This window comes from Verrucomicrobium sp. GAS474, from assembly GCF_900105685.1.
Lineage (GTDB): Bacteria > Verrucomicrobiota > Verrucomicrobiia > Methylacidiphilales > GAS474 > GAS474.
Map to the genome: position 1 here is coordinate 656,320 of NZ_LT629781.1, position 16,724 is coordinate 673,043.

At 66.6% G+C, this 16,724-nt stretch carries 13 protein-coding genes; 5 read left to right on the forward strand and 8 right to left on the reverse strand.

Features of this window, described 5'->3' with window-relative positions; translation table 11 throughout:
* Window positions 1-3 precede the first annotated feature (3 nt).
* From BLU04_RS02750 to BLU04_RS02775, 6 genes are all read right to left on the reverse strand, one after another.
* The gene (locus tag BLU04_RS02750; RefSeq protein WP_093281912.1) at window positions 4-447 is read right to left on the reverse strand and encodes a response regulator; all 444 of its coding nucleotides are present in this window, start codon (window positions 445-447) and stop codon (window positions 4-6) included.
* Between the two features lie 17 nt (window positions 448-464).
* Complete coding sequence (locus BLU04_RS02755) at window positions 465-1,652, reverse strand: ATP-binding protein (protein ID WP_093281915.1); 1,188 nt, start codon at window positions 1,650-1,652, stop codon at window positions 465-467.
* The gene (locus BLU04_RS02760) at window positions 1,649-2,230 is read right to left on the reverse strand and encodes a chemotaxis protein CheB (RefSeq protein WP_093281918.1); all 582 of its coding nucleotides are present in this window, start codon (window positions 2,228-2,230) and stop codon (window positions 1,649-1,651) included. Before BLU04_RS02760 ends, BLU04_RS02755 begins: the two co-directional genes overlap by 4 nt.
* Window positions 2,227-3,075, reverse strand: coding sequence for a protein-glutamate O-methyltransferase CheR (locus BLU04_RS02765; RefSeq protein WP_093288422.1), 849 nt, complete (start codon window positions 3,073-3,075; stop codon window positions 2,227-2,229). Before BLU04_RS02765 ends, BLU04_RS02760 begins: the two co-directional genes overlap by 4 nt.
* Before the next feature lie 78 nt (window positions 3,076-3,153).
* Window positions 3,154-6,849, reverse strand: coding sequence for a response regulator (locus BLU04_RS02770; RefSeq protein ID WP_093281920.1), 3,696 nt, complete (start codon window positions 6,847-6,849; stop codon window positions 3,154-3,156).
* Window positions 6,850-7,009: 160 nt separating this feature from the next.
* Complete coding sequence (locus BLU04_RS02775; protein WP_093281923.1) at window positions 7,010-7,705, reverse strand: histidine phosphatase family protein; 696 nt, start codon at window positions 7,703-7,705, stop codon at window positions 7,010-7,012.
* Between the two features lie 397 nt (window positions 7,706-8,102).
* Between BLU04_RS02775 and BLU04_RS02780 the strand changes: the two genes are divergently transcribed.
* Window positions 8,103-8,498: a cupin domain-containing protein gene (locus BLU04_RS02780; RefSeq protein WP_093281925.1), complete on the forward strand. Its 396-nt coding sequence runs from the start codon at window positions 8,103-8,105 to the stop codon at window positions 8,496-8,498.
* On the opposite strand, the gene BLU04_RS02785 is transcribed toward BLU04_RS02780, so the two are convergent.
* Entirely contained in the window at window positions 8,473-9,363 is an 891-nt protein-coding gene (locus tag BLU04_RS02785) for a LysR family transcriptional regulator (protein WP_093281928.1), read from the reverse strand. The two genes, BLU04_RS02780 and BLU04_RS02785, sit on opposite strands and share 26 nt — an antisense overlap.
* Before the next feature lie 89 nt (window positions 9,364-9,452).
* Between BLU04_RS02785 and BLU04_RS02790 the strand changes: the two genes are divergently transcribed.
* The 3 genes from BLU04_RS02790 to BLU04_RS02800 all read left to right on the forward strand — a co-directional run bounded on the left by BLU04_RS02790 (window position 9,453) and on the right by BLU04_RS02800 (window position 14,282).
* On the forward strand, window positions 9,453-11,492 hold the full coding sequence (locus BLU04_RS02790) for a DUF2339 domain-containing protein (RefSeq protein WP_093281930.1): 2,040 nt from the start codon (window positions 9,453-9,455) through the stop codon (window positions 11,490-11,492).
* A 140-nt stretch (window positions 11,493-11,632) separates the two neighbouring features.
* A complete protein-coding gene (locus BLU04_RS02795) occupies window positions 11,633-12,622 on the forward strand; it encodes an HDOD domain-containing protein (protein WP_093281933.1) in 990 nt (329 codons plus the stop codon).
* Window positions 12,623-12,716: 94 nt separating this feature from the next.
* Window positions 12,717-14,282, forward strand: a complete 1,566-nt coding sequence (locus BLU04_RS02800; protein WP_093281935.1) for an SDR family oxidoreductase — start codon at window positions 12,717-12,719, stop codon at window positions 14,280-14,282.
* 10 nt (window positions 14,283-14,292) lie between these two features.
* Here BLU04_RS02800 and BLU04_RS02805 read toward each other — a convergent pair whose 3' ends face one another.
* Window positions 14,293-15,447 carry an acyltransferase gene (locus BLU04_RS02805; RefSeq protein WP_093281937.1) on the reverse strand — a complete coding sequence of 385 codons (1,155 nt, stop codon included), beginning with the start codon at window positions 15,445-15,447 and terminating at the stop codon, window positions 14,293-14,295.
* Window positions 15,448-15,770: 323 nt separating this feature from the next.
* Between BLU04_RS02805 and BLU04_RS02810 the strand changes: the two genes are divergently transcribed.
* Entirely contained in the window at window positions 15,771-16,724 is a 954-nt protein-coding gene (locus tag BLU04_RS02810; protein ID WP_093281938.1) for an HDOD domain-containing protein, read from the forward strand.

Below are 16,724 nucleotides of genomic sequence, written 5' to 3' on the forward strand. Positions count from 1 at the left end.
CTGTTAAGCATTTTGAGAGGCCGACGGAGAAAGGAAGGCGTCGACGCGGCCTTCCTCCAGGCTCTGCATCAGGGAGGCGAGCTTCTCCGCGGTGACCGGCTTCACGAGATAGGAATTGCAGCCGAGCGTCCGGGCCATCTGGATGTCGGCCTCCTGCTGGGAGGAGGAGAGGACGACGACCTTCACGTCGGCGAGCGGCGGCTGCTGGCGGATCCACCGGAGGACATCGAAGCCCATGATGTAGGGGAGCTTCAGGTCGAGGAGGACGAGGAAGGGCAAGGGATAGCGTTCCCGGTCGGCGTAGGCGCCGGAGTAGGAAAGGTAGTCGAGGGCCTGCTGGCCGTCGACGGCGACCTGGACCGGGATGGTGATCCCGGCGGCCTTGAGCGCCCGCTTGAGGAAAAAGACATCATCTTCGGTGTCTTCGACCACGAGGATATGCTTCATACGTGTACCTTACGCCTTTATGCCCGGGGAAGGCGAAGCCAAAAGCGGCTTCCCTTTCCGAGTTCCGATTCGACGCCGATCTTGCCGCCCATCCGCTCGGCGGCTTTCCTGACGATGCTGAGGCCGATGCCGGTCCCCGCGTAGGTCTCGGGCGAGTGGACCTTCACGAAGATGCCGAAGATCCGCTCCAGGTCGCGCGGGGCGATGCCGATGCCGTTGTCGGCGAACCAGACGACGACGTCGTTCCCCTCGCGCTCCGCCCGGATCGCGACCTCCGGCTTCCGGTCGGGAGGGGTGAACTTGATCGCGTTGCCGAGGAGGTTCGCGATGCACTGCGTGAGACTCGCCTCGTTGCCCCGGACCGGCGGCAGCTCGCCCTCGATCCGGATCGCGGCGTCGGCGACCTGCATCCCCGGATATTGCTCGATGATGTCGCGGATCAGCCGGTCGAGGTCGACCGGCTGGAGCGGGAGCGGGCCGCTCGAGAGGCGGCTGTAATTCAGGATGTCCTGGATCAGGCTGTCGAGGCGGCGGGCGCCGGAGCTGATCTTCTTGAGGTAGGCCTGGTGCTCGGGGGTGAGGCCGTCGCAGGCCTCCTGGGTCAGGATGTCGGCGTAGCCCTGCATCGCGCGGAGCGGCGCGCGCATGTCGTGGGAGATGCTGTAGGAATAGCTTTCGAGCTCGGTGACGGTTTCCTGGAGCTTCGCCGTCCGCTCGAGGAGCGCCGTGTTCTTCTGCTCCAGCTCGGCGTTGAGCTTGGAGATCTCCGAGGCGGCGCGGGTCCGCTCCTCGACCTGCTCCTGGAGGCGGATCCGGGCCTGGGCGAGCTCGATGAAGACCTCGACCTTGGCGCAGAGCACGTCGGTCAGGATCGGCTTCATGAGGTAGTCGACCGCCCCGGCCGAGTACCCCTTGAACATCATCTCGTCGGTCTTGACCATGCCGGTCAGGAAGATGATCGGGATGTGGCGCGACCGCTCCCGCTCGCGGATCAGCGTCGCCGTCTCGATGCCGTTCATCCCCGCCATCTGGACGTCGAGGAGGATGACGGCGAAGTCCTGGTTCAGCACCTGCCGCAGCGCGGCCTCGCCGGAATCGGCCCGGATCACGTTCTGGCCGAGGGCCTCCAACGTGACTTCGAGGGCGAGGAGGTTCGATTCCTCGTCGTCGACGATGAGGATGTTGACCCGGGGCTCGCCCTTCACGGGGTTCCCTCCTGCCGGGCCATGGTCAGCTCGACCAGCAGCGCGGCGATCTCCCCGATCGGGCGGACGAGGGCCGCCTTCACGGCGCGGAGCGCGGCGTCGGGCATGATCGGGCAGCGGGCGGTGGCGGGGTCCTCGACGATCACGATGCCACCGCGCCGCTCGATGGCCGCCGCGCCGCGCGCCCCGTCGGAACTCGCGCCGGTCAGGACGACGCCGATGACCCCCGGCCCGTAGGCGTCGGCGGCCGACTCGAAGAGGACGTCGATCGAGGGCCGGGCGAAGTTGACCGCCTCGTCGGTCGAGAGGCTGAGGTGCTCTTCCTCGACCAGCAGGTGGTAATTCGCCGGGGCGAGCCAGACGCGGCCCCGCGCGGGCGGGCGGGGGATCGGCTCCTTGTCGACCACCTCGTCGACGGGGAGGGCGACGCCGGTCCTCAGGACCTCGAGGAGGGTCTCGTTGTCCTCCTTCTGCCGGTGGAGGACGACCGCGATCGTCCCGGGGAACGTCGCCGGCAGGCCCCGCAGGACCTCCATCACCGCCTTCATGCCTCCCAGGGATCCGCCGATGACGATCATGCGATCTTCCGGTAAAGCCGTTCCTTCGTGGAGACAGGCTCGTAGCAGTCCTCCTGGGAGGAGAAGCGGAGGCTCTCGCTCCGCCCCAGCCCCAGGTAGCCGAGGGTCGCCAGGCTCTCGGTGAAGAGCGTGTGGACGCGGTCCTGCAGGGTGCGGTTGAAATAGATCATCACGTTGCGGCAGGAGATGACGTGGAACTCGTTGAACGAGGCGTCGGAGGCGAGGTTGTGGGCGGCGAAGACGACGTTGTCCCGGAGGAAGGGGCGGAAGATCGCGTACTCGCTGTCGGCCGTGTAGTAGTCGACGAACTCCTCCTTCCCGCCCGCGGCCTGGTAGTTGCGGGTGTATTCCTGCATCGAGGAGAGGGGGAAGATGCCCGAACGGGCGCGCTCGATCACGACGTCGCTGATGTCGGTGGCGTAGATGCGGCACCGGTCGTAGAGCCCCTCCTCGTGGAGGAGGATGGCGAGGGAGTAGACCTCCTCCCCCGTCGAGCACCCGGCGACCCAGAAGCGGAGAAAGGGATAGGTCTTCAGGATCGGGACGACCTGCTGGCGGAAGAGGAGGTGGAACTGCGGGTCCCGGAACATGGCGGTGACGTGGACGGTGAGCGCCACCACGAGGCGGCCCAGGGCGGCGGGATCGGCGGCGACCCGGGCCCGCAGCTCGGCCAGCGTGATCTCCCCCTCCATGAAGGCCTGCCGCTTCGCCCGCCGCTTCAGCGAGGAGAAGGCGTAGTCCCGGAAGTCGTAGCCCGACTGCTCGTAGATCGTCGCCACGAGGGCCCGCAGGATCGGGAGCTCGGGGTCGAGGCTGATCTCCGGGGAGGAGGAGGCCGTTTTCATGGGGAGAACGTCGACGCAATCGGGGGGCGGCGCAAGGCAGATCATCGGGGGGCGGCGGACAATCGGCGACGAGGCTCCCTACCGATAGAGCCAGACCCGCAGGAGCGACTTGAGTTTCTCGATGTCGACCGGCTTGGTGATGTAGTCGGAGGCTCCCGCCTGGAGGCACTTCTCGCGGTCCCCGGGCATCGCCTTGGCGGTGACCGAGATGATCGGGATGCGGCGGAACCGCTCCATCTTGCGGATCCGGCGGATCGCCTCGAAGCCGTCCATCCCCGGCATCATCACGTCCATGAGGACGATCTCGGTCTCGGGATCGGCCGCAAGGATGTCGATGCCCTCCTGGCCGCTCTCGGCGTACTTCACCACCATCTTCGCCGCCTCGAGCGCCGAGGTGAGGGCGAAGATGTTCCGCACGTCGTCGTCGACGACGAGAACCTTGCGGCCCGCGATGACGGAGTCGTTCTTCTGCACCTGCTCGATCATGTGGCGGGCGGCCTCGGGGAGGCGGGTCTGGACGCGGTGGAGGAAGAGGGCGGTTTCGTCGAGGAGCCGCTCGGGCGAGCGGACGTTCTTGATGACGATCGACTCGGCGACGCGGCGCAGGTCGGTCTCCTCCTTCCGCGTCAGCTCCTTCCCGGTGTAGACGATGACGGGCGGGGCGGCGGCGCCGTACTTCTCCTGCACCTGGCGGATGAAGTCGATCCCCGCCATGTCGGGGAGGCCGAGGTCGATCACCATGCAGTCGAAGTGGACCGCGTCGAGCGCCTTGAAGGCCTCGGCGGCGGTGCCGACCGCCGTGGTCTTCACGTCGCCGTTGCCGATCAGCTCGACCATGCTCTGCCGCTGCGTCTCGTTGTCCTCGACGATGAGGAGGTTCTTCACGGGCCGCTCGACGAAGTCGAGGGTCCGGCTGAAGGCCGCCTGGAGGAGCTCCCGCGTGACGGGCTTCTGGGAATAGGAGACCGCGCCGAGGCGGAGGCTCCGCTCCCGGCCCTCGTCGACGGAGATGATGTGGATCGGGATGTGGCGGGTCTTCGGGTCGTGCTTGAGCTGGTCGAGGACGATCCAGCCCTCGCTGTCGGGGAGGTGGAGGTCGAGGGTGATCGCCGTCGGGACGACCTGCCGGGCCATCGCGATGCCCTGCTCGACCGAGGGGGCGACGACGGCCTTGAAGTTCTTCTCCCGCGCGAAGTCGACCATGATCGAGGCGAAGTTGCGGTCGTCCTCGATGATGAGGAGGATGCGGTCGCCGGGCGCGAGGTTGCCGCGATCATCCTCGACGTCGGAGGGGAGGCTCAGCGCGTTCGGGGCGCTTCCGGCCGCCTCCTGCGACCCGGTCTGGGCGGAATGGGCCGACGACGGAGACGCCTGGCTCGCCGCGGCGCGCCGCTCGCGGGGCGCGGGGGAGAGGGGGACCTTCAGCTCCGCCGGGCCGGCGAGCGGGAGGTAGAGGGTGAAGGCGCTGCCCGCTTCGGGGGCGCTCTTCAGCTCGAGCGAGCCGCCGAGCTGCCACGCCAGTTCCCGGCTGATGGAGAGGCCGAGGCCGGTGCCGCCGTACTTCCGGTTCGTCCCCGCCTCGCCCTGGCGGAACGCCTCGAAGATCATCTGCTGCTTCTCCTCGGAGACGCCGATGCCGGTGTCCTTCACCGTGAAGCCGACGACCGTGCCGACCCGGTCGAGCCGCTCGTTCGGGACGCGCCAGCCGCCCTCGACCGGGCCGATGACGAGGTCGACGGAGCCGTGCGGGGTGAACTTGAAGGCGTTGGAAAGGAGGTTCTTGACGATCTGCTCCAGCCGCCGGACGTCGGTGCGGATCGTCTCCGGCGCGCCGGGGGCGATCTCCGCGCGGAAGGCGAGGCCCTTCGACTCGGCGACGTGCCGGAAGGTGTGCTCGACGAAGCGTTGGAGGTCGGCGAGGGGCATGTCGACGATCTCGAGCTCGACCATCCCCGACTCGATCTTCGAGAGGTCGAGGATGTCGTTGATCAGCTGGAGGAGGTCGTTGCCGGAGGAGTGGATCGTCTTCGCGTACTGGACCTGCTTCTCGGTCAGGTTCTCGCCGCCGTTGTCGGCGAGCATCTTCGAGAGGATCAGGAGGCTGTTGAGCGGCGTGCGGAGCTCGTGCGACATGTTCGCGAGGAAGTCCGACTTGTACTTCGAGGTCTGGGCCAGTTCCTGGGCCTTCTCCTCGATCGACTCGCGGGCCTGCTCGATCTCGCGGTTGATCTTCTCCATCTGCTTCTTCTGCTCGGCCAGGAGGTTGACCTTCTCCTCCATCTCCTCGTTGGTCTGCTGCATCTCCTCGTTGGTCTGCTCGAGCTCCTCGTTCGTCTGCTTGAGCTCTTCCTGCTGTTCCTGGAGCTGCATCTCGGAGGCCTGGAGGCGCTCGGTCTGCTCCTCCAGCGCCATGTTCTTCTCGCTCAATTCCTCCTGGTTCCGCTTCAGGTCGAGGGAAAGGGCCTGCGATTCCTTCAGCAGCGCCTCGGTCCGGGTCATCGCCTCGATCAGGTTGAGGACGACGCCGAAGCTCTCGGCGAACTGGTCGAGGAAATCGAGCTGGACGGGGGTCAGCGGATGGAGGGTCGCCAACTCGATCACCGCCTTCGTCCGCCCCTCGTAGACGGCGGGCTGGACGACGATCTGCCGGGGCTTTGCCTCGCCGAGGACCGAGTTGATCTTCAGGTAGTTTTCGGGGATCGGGTCGAGGACGACGCGCCGCCGGTCGACCGCCGCCTGGCCGGCGAGGCCCTGCCCCTTCCGCAGGCGGGGGGCCGGGTTGTCGTGGGCGTAGCCGGCCTGGAACCGGAGGCCGCCGTCGCCCTCCCCCTCGGGAGCCGCCTCGGCGAGGTAGAGGACGAGGTGGCGGGCATCGAGGAGCGCGGCCAGTTCGGCGAGGACTTTCTGGCAGACGGCCTCGACGTCGCGCTGGCCCTGGAAGACCTGGGAGAACTTCGTCAGCCCGGTCTTGAGCCAATCCTTGTCGCCGAGGATCCGCTGGCGTTCCTCGACCTGGATCGCCATCCGGTTGAACAATCCGGCGAGGTCGCCGACCTCGTCCTTCGTGTTGACGTTGACGCGGTGGCCGTAGTCGCCGCCGCCGATCTTCGACGCGCCGAGGCCGAGGAGGCGGAGGGGATTCGTGATGCTCCGCGAGACGAGCCAGCCGGCGATGCCGACGAGGACGAAGGCGAGCAGGGTCCCGTAGGTGATGACGTTGAAGGTCAGGGTTTCGGTCGCCGCGGCGCGGGCCTGCCGCTGGGCCAGGAGGTTTTCCTCTTCCTGACTCATCTCGGCGACGAGGCTGTCGAGCTGCTCCGACATCGTCTTGCTTTCCCTGGCCACGACGTCCATCCGGGGATCGGAGGCGGCCACCTTCAGGTCGTGGAGCCGGGTCAACTGGAGGAGGCCGTCGAGACGGGCGGAGGTCAGCGGCTCGAATTGGTCGAGGCGGGCAACCTGGTGGGGATTGTCGCTCGTCAGGGTGCGCAGGGTGCGGATGCGGGAGTGGAGATCGCCCCGGGCCTTTTCGACGCTCTCCTTGAAGGCGGGATCGGGCGTGTTCAGGTAGGCCTGGGCCCGGTTCTCGGCCTTCATCAGGTCGAGCATCGTCCCATCGAGCTCCTTCTCGACCTGGAGGGTGTGGGTGACCCACCCCGCGTCTTCCTCCACCTGGCGGAGGTTCCAGTAAAGGGTCATCCCGATCAGGATGAGGGCGCTCATGGCGGCCGAGAAGCCGAGCGCGATTTTCTGGCCGATCGATAGGTTCATCATGTCAGAGAAACGACTAAAATAGGGCGGTTAATAAGGTCAATGCTTTAGGAGTTGAAGGAAAACCGTCAAGTCTTTCTCCACCGAAGGCGCTTACTCTACCGCATTCCCGTTTTTACGCAAAAAAACGGGTGAAAAAAGCCGCTCGCCCGGGGAGGGAGGCTTACGCTCCGCCGGTCTCGCCCCACCAGGCGGAGAGGCGGTTCGCCGGGACAGCGGGGATCGCCAGCCCCGTCTCGGTGTAGTGGGAGGTGTCGTTGAAGAGGGTGAGGCGGGCGCGCGTGGCGTCCTTGAAGTCGACGACGTTCAGGGCGGCGGGGCTTTGGTCGAGGTTGTCCCGGTAGCGTCGCGGATCGAAGCCGAGGAGGGTGCTCAGGAGGAGGCGGATCGTCGCCTTGTGGGAGGCGACGATGACCCGCCCGCCGGGATTCGAGCGGACGATCTCGATGAGGGCCGGAAGGGCGCGGGCCGTCACCTGGAGCCCGCTCTCGCCCCCTTCGGGAGCGAAGGTGAAGGGGTCCTTCTCCCACTCGGCGGCCTCTTCCGGGAAGCGTTCGTCGACCTCCTTCCGCGTCAGCTCCTCCCAGCGGCCGTGGGAGATCTCGCGCAGGCCGTCGCGCGGCTCGACGGGGAGGGCGTGGGGAGCGGCGAGGATGCGGGCCGTCTCCATCGTCCGGTCGAGGGGCGAGGCGTAGACGCGGGTGATCTTCTCCCCCGAAAGCCGCCGCGCCAACCGGGCCACCTGCCCCCGCCCCTCATCGGAGAGCGGAACATTGATCGATCCGGCAAAACGATCCTCGGCAGCAAGACGAGTAGCTCCGTGGCGAATGAGATAGATACGGGTGAATTCGGAAGACATGCACTATTTTACACCCTTTCTCCCAGCCTTTGGAAGCGTAGTTCCTCCCAAGCGGACAGGGGATCTAGCGGACGCGCTCTACCCGAAGCGGACGGCCTAATGCGGTACCGCTCCAAATAGTTCAGGCCTATCAGAGGGGGACTGCCGTCGCGGTAGCGACACTCGTTTCCCAGGGGAGACTAACTTGCAGGGCCGGGAGGCAAGTGCAGGAGGGGCGCAATGCCGTCGCGATAGCGACACTCGTTCTCAGGGGAAACTAACTCGCATGGCCGGGGGGCAACCCCTCTTGCATCTTTAAACGCGCGTCCGGCCTCCACCTGTACAGGGTCTGTACCCCGTCCCGAAGGGCGCTCTCCATAACTTCGCGCCCCCTTGTCCCCCCTGCTATAATCCCCCCATGGACATCCACCCTCCCGGCTCCCGCCCCTCCACCCCAGGCCCCGCCGATTACTTCACCGGCACCGTCCGGATCGATCCCCTCTTCCAGGCCCCGGCCCCGGCGCGGGTGATCGGCGCCAGCGTCACCTTCGAGCCCGGCGCCCGGACGGCCTGGCACACCCATCCCCTCGGCCAAACCCTGATCGTGACCGCGGGCTGCGGCCAGGCGCAGCGGTGGGGCGGCCCCGTCGAGACCCTCCGCCCCGGCGACGTCGTCTGGTTCCCGCCGGGCGAGAAGCATTGGCACGGCGCGACGGCGACGACCGCCCTCACCCATATCGCGATCCAGGAACATCTCGACGGCAAGCCGGTCGACTGGCTCGAAAAAGTCAGCGACGCGCAATACGGCGGCTGAAGACTTCCGCCCGCTTCGTGAGGAGGTCGAGGAAAGTGACGGACGGCTCCCGCAGCGTCCCGCGCCAGAACGCGGCGACGACGATGTCGGGGAAATCCTTCAGCGGAAGGACGCGGACTCCCGGCGGCAGCTTCGCCTGCGGCACCCGGACGGAGAGGCCGACCCCCATGCCGTGCGACACGTAATTGGCGACCAGCTCGACGCCGTTCGCCTCGATCGCCGTCGGCCAGGAGGCCCCCCGGCGGAGGAGCTCGGCGGCGAAGTGCCGCGTCAGGATCTCGTTGCCGGGGAGGGCCACGAGGGGGGCCCGCGCCTCGCCCGTCCAGAACGCCTCGGCCCGCTTCACCCGCGCGAATGAGGGCGGGACGAGGAGGACCATCGGCAGGCGGATGAGGTCGCGGGAGGCGAAGCGCTCGGGGAGCGAGGTCTCGCGGACTGTCACGGCGAGGTCGGCCTCGCCCTCGTCGAGGAGGGCGATCGCCTCCGCCTGGTTCCGCTCGTAGAGCCGGGCCTTGAGGCCGGGGAAACGGCGCATGAGGGCCTGCAGCAGCTCGGGCATGTGGTCCTTCAGCACCTCCCCGAGGGCGACGAGGCGGAGCTGGTGGGAGAACTCCCCGCGCAGGACGGGGCCGAGGTCGGCGACCCGCTCGAAGAACGGCGCGATCTCGGCGAAGAGCCGCCCGCCCGCCGGGGTGAGGTGGAACGGCTTCCGCTGGAACAGGACGAGGCCGAGTTCCTTCTCCAGCGTGAGGATCTGGGCGCTGACCGCCGGCTGCTGGACCCCGTAGGGGATGACGGCGCAGGCGCGGGAGATCCCTCCCGCCTTCGCGACGTAGTAGAAGAGTTCGAGGTGGTGAAGGTTCATTGATTCGATCGATGTACTACAAAAAATTATCGATTAGGTAAATCCCCCATTCTTCGCCTATAAAAAGAAAAAACCCGCCCCCCCACGCCATGAATGATCCCCGCATTGATGCACTCCGCGACGAACAGCACCGGCTCCGCCTCCAGGTCGACACCCTCGGGATGCGGATCGAGTCCCTGGCCCGGGAACGCGCGGAGGAAGGGGAGCCGATCGCCGCCTCCTATGAGGCTGTTCCGGTTCTTCCCCCGGCTCCTGCCTTTACCGACGCGCCCACGCCGACACCCCAGCCTGCACCGAAAGAAAGCGATCCGTTCGAGCTCCACCTCGGCCGGGTCTGGCTCGTCCGGATCGGGATCGGGATGTTGCTGACCGGCCTCGTCTTCCTGGCGAGCTTCACCTACCAGCATCTCGTCGCCTACGTCACCCCGCTGGGCCGGGCGGCGGCGCTCTTCGCGGCGAGCCTCGCGCTCGGCGGCCTCGGGCTCTGGCTCGAGAAGAGCCGGGAGACCCTCCGCTATTACGGGCGGGTCTTGGCGGCGGGGGGCCTCGCGGGCGGCTACTACGCGCTCTACGCCTCCCATTACGTGACCGAACTCCGCTGGATCGAGGGCGGCCTCGCCTCGAACCTCGTGCTCCTCGCCTGGGCCGCCGTCATCATCGGCGTCGCCTGCTGGCGGCGGGCGGAGACGCTCGGCGTCGCGGCGGTCGCCCTCGCCTACTACACCTCGTTCCTCGGGCCCGACCCCGCCTACACCCACGTCTCCAACCTCATCCTGAGCGGCGCGGCGATCTTCCTCACCCTCCGCTACGGCTGGAAGTCGGCCTCCTACGCCGCCCTCGCGGGGACGTACAGCCTCCATGCGATTGCCCTGGCCTCGGCGGGATCGGGCCACGCGACGGGCGATCTCCTCTTTCTCTCCGGCGACTGGCTCGTCTTCACCCTCGGCCTCCTCTCCCCGTGGCCCCGGATGGCGGCCTGGGGAGCGGCGGAGCGCCTCACGTTCCTGACGTTGAACAACGCCCTCTTCCTCCTCCTCGGCGCCCTGACGCTGCCGGGGAGCGGAAGCGCCTCGTTCGACGCCGCCTTTCCGCCCTTCGCCATCGGCTTCGGCCTCCTCCTTGCCGCCACCGCCTTCCTCTCCCGCGCCCTCCGCCCCGGCGAGGCGGCGCAGGAAACGGCCTTCTTCATCCAGGGCCTCCTCGTCGCCACCCTCGGCTGGATCAGCCGCTGGCACGGGACCGACGGCGCGCTGCTCCTCGGCATCGAGGGGGCGCTCCTCCTCTCCGGTTCCGTCTGGCGCTATCACGCCCCGCTCCGCGCCCTCTCCCACCTCGCGGCCCTCGCCGCTTTCTTCTGGGCCGCGATCGGATGGGCGCTCGATCTCGCGCCCTCGGACACCACGCCGCTCCTCCTCATGGCCCTCTTCGCCGGGGAGGCCGGGTGCCTCGCCCGGCTCCGCAAGGAGGCGGAGGAAGACGACTGGGGCGCGGCCCACTTCGCCGTCCTCGCCGCGTTCCTCTACCTGTTCTGGATCTGGAAGCGGGTTCCCGTCGACCACCAGTTCTGGGTCCTCGCCGCCAGCGGCGCGGCGGTCTACGCCTTCCAGTTCGGACGGCCCGCCCGCTTCGTGAACTGGGTGGCGATGGTCTTCTGGGGCCTCGCCGCCGCCCTCTTCGTCTTCGTCTACGGCGAAGCGGAGCGGACCTTCTGGGCGAACGGCCTCGCGCTGGCCGCCCTCTTCGCCCTGGAGCAGGCGGCGATCCGCCGCGTGCCTTCCGCCTTCCTTTCCCGCGAGGGGCAGGGCCTCTGGCTCTCCCTCGCGTTGGCGGGCGGCGCGCTCTTCCTCGGCGACGTGGCCGACCTGCGCCAGCCCGAGTGGTCGATGACCCTCGTCTGGGCCGGGATCGCCGGGACCTACTTCGCCCTCGGCCTCCTCTGCCGGGAGCGCCTCGCCCGCTGGGCGGGCCTCGTCCTCCTCGCCCTCGCCCTGGGCCGGGTCCTCTGCGTCGATGTCTGGGAACTCGGCACCCTCAGCCGCATCCTCACCTTCCTCGGCCTCGGCGGACTCCTCCTCGCCCTCGGCTTCGTCTACAACCGCTATCAGGAGACGTTCCGGAAATGGCTCTAAAAGGGAGGTTCCCAAACCCTTTTTTACACATTTTCATCACATAACCGGGAGATTTTGTTTTGCGTAATTCGTTGTGAAAGATTGACTTGCAAACAAATCGGAACCCTCCATCTTTTCCTCCTCGAAAGGAGGAAAAGACCATGCGCCCCACCCCGAATTCAGCGAATCCGACGAACCCGAAAAACCTGGAAAAGACGGCCGAGATCCGTCGGCGGCTCTACCCGCAAGGACAGGGCGCGGTCGAGACCGACCTCGAGGCGCGCCTCCTCCGCTTCATCGAGAGGGAGGGCGATGTCCTCCCCGCCGCCGAGTCGGCCCTCGGCCAGCTCGGCCGCCAGCTTTACCGGGACGAGGTCGCCCTCGACCGCTGCATCGACATCATCGCGACCGACGCCTCCCTCACCCACCTCGTCCTCCGCGCGGCGAACATCGCCGCCCTCGGCAGCCGCAAGTTCACGATCCCCTACGCCGTGATGTTCCTCGGCCTCGCCCGCCTCCGCGTCCTCTTCGGCGTCGAGGTCCTCCGCCGGATGAACGGGGACCGCCTCTCCGCCGATTGGGTCCCGTTCTGGGAACGGAGCCTCTTCTCGGCCCGCCTCCTCGAGCGGCTCGCCTCCTACTACCATCCGATCGACGGGACCGAGTATCTGGCCGGCCTCCTCCACGACGCCTCGTGGCCGACGGTCGTCACCTTCTTCCGCAAGGAATACTCGATCTTCTTCGACCGCGCCGACGCCCTCTTCCCGCTGGAGAAGACCCTCTTCGGCACCTCCCACGCGGCGATCTCCGCCGCGATGTGCGTCCGCTCCGGCCTCCCCGTCCACGTCGTCGAGGCCATCGCCCGGCATCACGACGCGGCCCTGCCCGAGAGGGCGACGATCACGAACCTCCGCTACAACGGCCCCTTCCTCGGCGTCCTCCTCCAGCTCACCGACGACATCGCCGACGCCTGCGGCTTCCCCTCCGACCGCCCCGCCGGGAGCGACGACGGGAAGACGATGGACGACGTCCTCGCCTCCCCCCGGGTCGCCTGGATCAACGCCTTCGGCTGGCATCCCGACCTGAACACGATGGCCCAGGACGAGCTCCTCCAGGTCCGCAAGGTCGGCCTCCTCCTCCAGGCGTCCTAGGCCAAGCCTGGGCCTGCACCCGCGGTAGAAGCGCGGGGATGGATTGATTTCCGGCGGAAAGACTGCGAACCTGCCCGGCTCTCCCCCCGCCGCCATGTCCCTCTCGTCCGCCTCCCCCACGCTGGAAGAATTGAAAGCCGCCGCCGCGGTCCTCGAAAAGGCGGCGGCGAACCGCGCCGTGCTGAGCCAGCTTTCCGACGAGGAACGGAACCGGTTCCTCCAGGCGGCGGGCGACGTCTTCTGCCCCGACGTCGGCGAGCGGCGGCAGCTGGTCCGGGCGAAGGCCCGCCAGCGCAAGGCGGAGAAGATCGAGCGCGACCAGTCGAAGCTCCACCAGACCGGCATCCGCAAGCTCCGCCGCGAGGCCGTCTTCGTCACCCCCAATGTCTACCCCCCCCTCGCCTTCGAGCAGCACGAGGTGACCGGCGATCCGGCGCTCGAATTCCGCGAAGTCGTCGAGCCGCAGAACTGCTACATCTGCAAGAAGGACTACTCGACCCTCCACCATTTCTACGACCAGCTCTGCCCCGCGTGCGCCGAGCTGAACTGGCTGAAGCGGACCGAGAGCGCCGACCTCCGGGGCCGCGTCGCCCTCCTCACCGGGGGCCGGGTGAAGATCGGCTACCAGGCCGGGATCAAGCTCCTCCGCGCCGGGGTCCACCTCGTCGTCACCACCCGCTTCCCGCGCGACTCGGCGGTCCGCTACGCCGCGGAGCCCGACTTCGCCGAATGGGGCCACCGGCTCGAGATCATCGGCCTCGACCTCCGCCACACGCCGAGCGTCGAGGCCTTCTGCCGCCACATGACGGCGAACCACGCGCGCCTCGACTTCATCGTCAACAACGCCTGCCAGACCGTCCGCCGCCCGCCCGACTTCTACGAGCACATGATGGCCCGGGAGAACGGCCCCCTCCACGACCTCCCCGAGGCGACCCGCAAGCTCCTCGGCACCTACGAGGGATTGCGCGGCTACCACATGCTTCCCGAAGGCCAGGGAGCCGCCGGAACCGTCGGAGCGGGGACGTCCTCCCCCGCCTCCTCGCCCCTCGCGGGGATCACCCACGCGGCGGCCCTCTCCCAGGTCTCGCTCCTGCCGGAGGAACTCGCCGCGCAGAAGGACCTCTTCCCCCAGGGCCGCCTCGACCAGGACCTCCAGCAGGTCGACCTCCGGGAAAAGAACTCGTGGCGGCTCATGATGGCCGAGGTCCCCTCGGTCGAGCTCCTCGAGGTGCAGCTCATCAACGCCATCGCCCCCTTCATCCTCAACGCCCGGCTGAAGCCGCTGATGCTCCGCACCCCGGGCCGGGACAAGCACATCGTCAACGTCTCCGCCGTCGAGGGGCAGTTCTACCGGAAGTTCAAGACCACCCGCCATCCCCACACCAACATGGCGAAGGCGGCCCTGAACATGATGACCCGCACCGCCGCCGCCGATTACCACGCCGACGGCATCCACATGAACGCCGTCGACACCGGCTGGGTGACCGACGAGGACCCCGTCCAGATCGCCGAGCGGAAGACCCAGGAACACCGCTTCCACCCTCCCCTCGACATCGTCGACGGCGCGGCCCGGATCGTCGACCCGATCATCGACGGGATCAACACCGGCACCCACATCTGGGGCAAGTTCCTGAAGGATTATCGGTCGACCGATTGGTAAACGGCCGAAGCTATATTTCAGGCGGTGGGGGGAACTGAAACGGGACAGGCGGGCACAGCGACCTTTTTGCTGCATTCAAAATCGGCAGGGAATAATAGCGATAGACCAGGACGGCCAACCCCAAGCTGCCGAAACCCGGGATGACGCTGTAAATTAAAAAGCGGAACACACTGCTGGAGGCATGACCTGCATAAGAGAAAATGGTGTGCAGCAAATACCATTCGTAGCTGACCACCCCCAAGCCGACCATCGTCCAGGAATTCAAAAAAGCATGCCAAGGACGCCCTGAACCGAGAGAGGAAAAAAGAAGGAAAAAGCACGATAGGCCGATGGCCGGAGGGAACCAAAATGAGGTGGTGTAAGCCTTGATCACAGACTCATACTTCTCGACCTCGACAGCGAGGCCGGCATATCCAAAGCCCACAATAAGAGCGGAAAGTCCGGCGACACCGATGCAAAAAAGAAGGTCGGCATGCTTCTTGAGCGTCTTTGAGGGAACCGAAAGATCAAGATAGGCGAAAGCGATTCCCCAGGCGAAGTATTGAAAGAAGGAGAGAGTTCCCAGCCATGAGCCGCTTGGCAGGGAAAATTTCAGGGAGAGGATTTTTACGGCGGGAGCAAAAAGCCAGAATCCGAGGAGGAGCGCCGAGACGGTTTGCGCGACGGTCAGCCTGCGACATAGAAAAAAGGCGAGGGGAAGCAAAAGATAGAACCAAGCCTCGACACCGAGCGTCCAAAGAACGGCGAGGAGCGGGTTTTCAGTCGGGGCTATCGTGTAATAGAAAAAGGCTTCCTGGGAGATGCGACGAAACAGATCGCCTCCATTTCCCATGAGACAGGCCGAGGCGGCCGCCAACGCGATCGCCAGATAGCAGGGAGGAATGATTTTGAAAACGCGCCGCACGGCATAGCCTTTCAGCCCTACCGAGCGCCCTTCGATCTTCGCCTTGAGAAAGGGCCGGCTGATCAGCAGGCCGGACAGTACGAAGAAGATATCGACTCCCATCCATCCGCTCCGAAGCAAGAGAGCGGGAGCGAAGAGGACCCCATGCGTGCAGCTCCGAAAGGCGAGAAGATGATTAAAGACCACCAGGAGAATCGCCACACCCCGAAGGCCGTCCACGGAACGGTAATGGGAGTCGGCGCGGAGAGTGGAAGGGGTCATTATGGGTGCCTCTTTTATACATAAGCTAAAAGAGCCTTGAATATATAAAATCCGTAAACCTAGCTCGAATGGATCCGGGAAATCCGAAATCGTCGATCCGTCAAGATCAACACCGGCACCCACATCTGGGGCAAGTTCCTGAAGGATTACCGGTCGACCGATTGGTAAACGGCCCCTCTACCCCCCTGGGTCTAGGTAGAAAAAGGGAGTTAATGTTTTGCGAATTCCATCGACGTAGGTTACCGTTATAAGCGGATCATGAGGGTCCGCGCGGCGCAGGGAGGGATTTCCCGGGATGCCGCAGCCACCCATAAGGAGGACCCATGAGCACCATCACCCTAGAACAGGCCGCCACGATCCAGAACCGTCTCTTCCCCGACGGAGCGGTTCCCAACGATCTCGAACAGCGCCTTCTCCGCTTCGTCCAGACGGAAGGCGATGTCCTTCCCGCCGCCGACTCGGCCCTCAGTAATCTGGGCCGCCAGCTTTACCGCGACGACGTCTCCCTCGACCGCTGCAACGACATCATCTCGACCGACGCGGCCCTCACCCACCTCGTCCTCCGGGCCGCGAACATCGCCGCCCTCGGCAGCCGCCACTTCACGATCCCCTACGCCGTGATGTTCCTCGGCCTCGCCCGCCTCCGCGTCCTCTTCGGCGTCGAGGTCCTCCGCCGGATGAACGCGAACCGACTCGGCGGGGACTGGATCCCGTTCTGGGAGCGGAACCTCTTCGTCGCCCGGATGGTCGAGCGGCTCGCCTCCTACTACCATCCCGTCGACGGGACCGAATACCTCGCCGGCCTCCTCCACGACGCCTCGTGGCCGACGGTCGTCACCTTCTTCAAGCGGGAATACGGAGTCTTCTTCGACCAGTCGGACGCCCTCTTCCCGCTCGAAAAGGAGGTCTTCGGCACTACCCATGCGGCGATCTCCGCCGCCATGTGCGTCCGCTCCGGCCTCCCGCCCCACGTCGTCGATGCCGTCGCCCGGCACCACGACGCGACCCTCCCGGACAAGACCAAAATCACGAACCTCCGCTACAACGGCCCCTTCCTCGGCGTCCTCCTCCAGCTCACCGACGAGATCGCCGACGCCTGCGGCTTCCCCTCGGCCACCGACCGCGTCGGCGGCAACCGGAAGATGGAGGACGTCCTCCACTCCCCGCGCGCGATCTGGATCGCCTCCTTCGGCCGCCATCCCGAGCTCAACGCCATCGCGCAGGAGGAGCTCCAGCAGGTCCGCCGCGTCGGGCAGCTCTTCCAGGCGGGGGAATAA

What these genes read in the sequence shown, in the direction of transcription:
- BLU04_RS02750 (WP_093281912.1), bottom strand. Translation starts at nt 447, where the DNA reads ATGAAGCATATCCTCGTGGTCGAAGACACCGAAGATGATGTCTTTTTC.
- BLU04_RS02760 (WP_093281918.1), bottom strand. Translation starts at nt 2,230, where the DNA reads ATGATCGTCATCGGCGGATCCCTGGGAGGCATGAAGGCGGTGATGGAG.
- BLU04_RS02765 (WP_093288422.1), bottom strand. Translation starts at nt 3,075, where the DNA reads ATGAAAACGGCCTCCTCCTCCCCGGAGATCAGCCTCGACCCCGAGCTC.
- BLU04_RS02770 (WP_093281920.1), bottom strand. Translation starts at nt 6,849, where the DNA reads ATGATGAACCTATCGATCGGCCAGAAAATCGCGCTCGGCTTCTCGGCC.
- BLU04_RS02775 (WP_093281923.1), bottom strand. Translation starts at nt 7,705, where the DNA reads ATGTCTTCCGAATTCACCCGTATCTATCTCATTCGCCACGGAGCTACT.
- BLU04_RS02780 (WP_093281925.1), top strand. Translation starts at nt 8,103, where the DNA reads ATGGACATCCACCCTCCCGGCTCCCGCCCCTCCACCCCAGGCCCCGCC.
- BLU04_RS02785 (WP_093281928.1), bottom strand. Translation starts at nt 9,363, where the DNA reads ATGAACCTTCACCACCTCGAACTCTTCTACTACGTCGCGAAGGCGGGA.
- BLU04_RS02790 (WP_093281930.1), top strand. Translation starts at nt 9,453, where the DNA reads ATGAATGATCCCCGCATTGATGCACTCCGCGACGAACAGCACCGGCTC.
- BLU04_RS02795 (WP_093281933.1), top strand. Translation starts at nt 11,633, where the DNA reads ATGCGCCCCACCCCGAATTCAGCGAATCCGACGAACCCGAAAAACCTG.
- BLU04_RS02800 (WP_093281935.1), top strand. Translation starts at nt 12,717, where the DNA reads ATGTCCCTCTCGTCCGCCTCCCCCACGCTGGAAGAATTGAAAGCCGCC.
- BLU04_RS02805 (WP_093281937.1), bottom strand. Translation starts at nt 15,447, where the DNA reads ATGACCCCTTCCACTCTCCGCGCCGACTCCCATTACCGTTCCGTGGAC.
- BLU04_RS02810 (WP_093281938.1), top strand. Translation starts at nt 15,771, where the DNA reads ATGAGCACCATCACCCTAGAACAGGCCGCCACGATCCAGAACCGTCTC.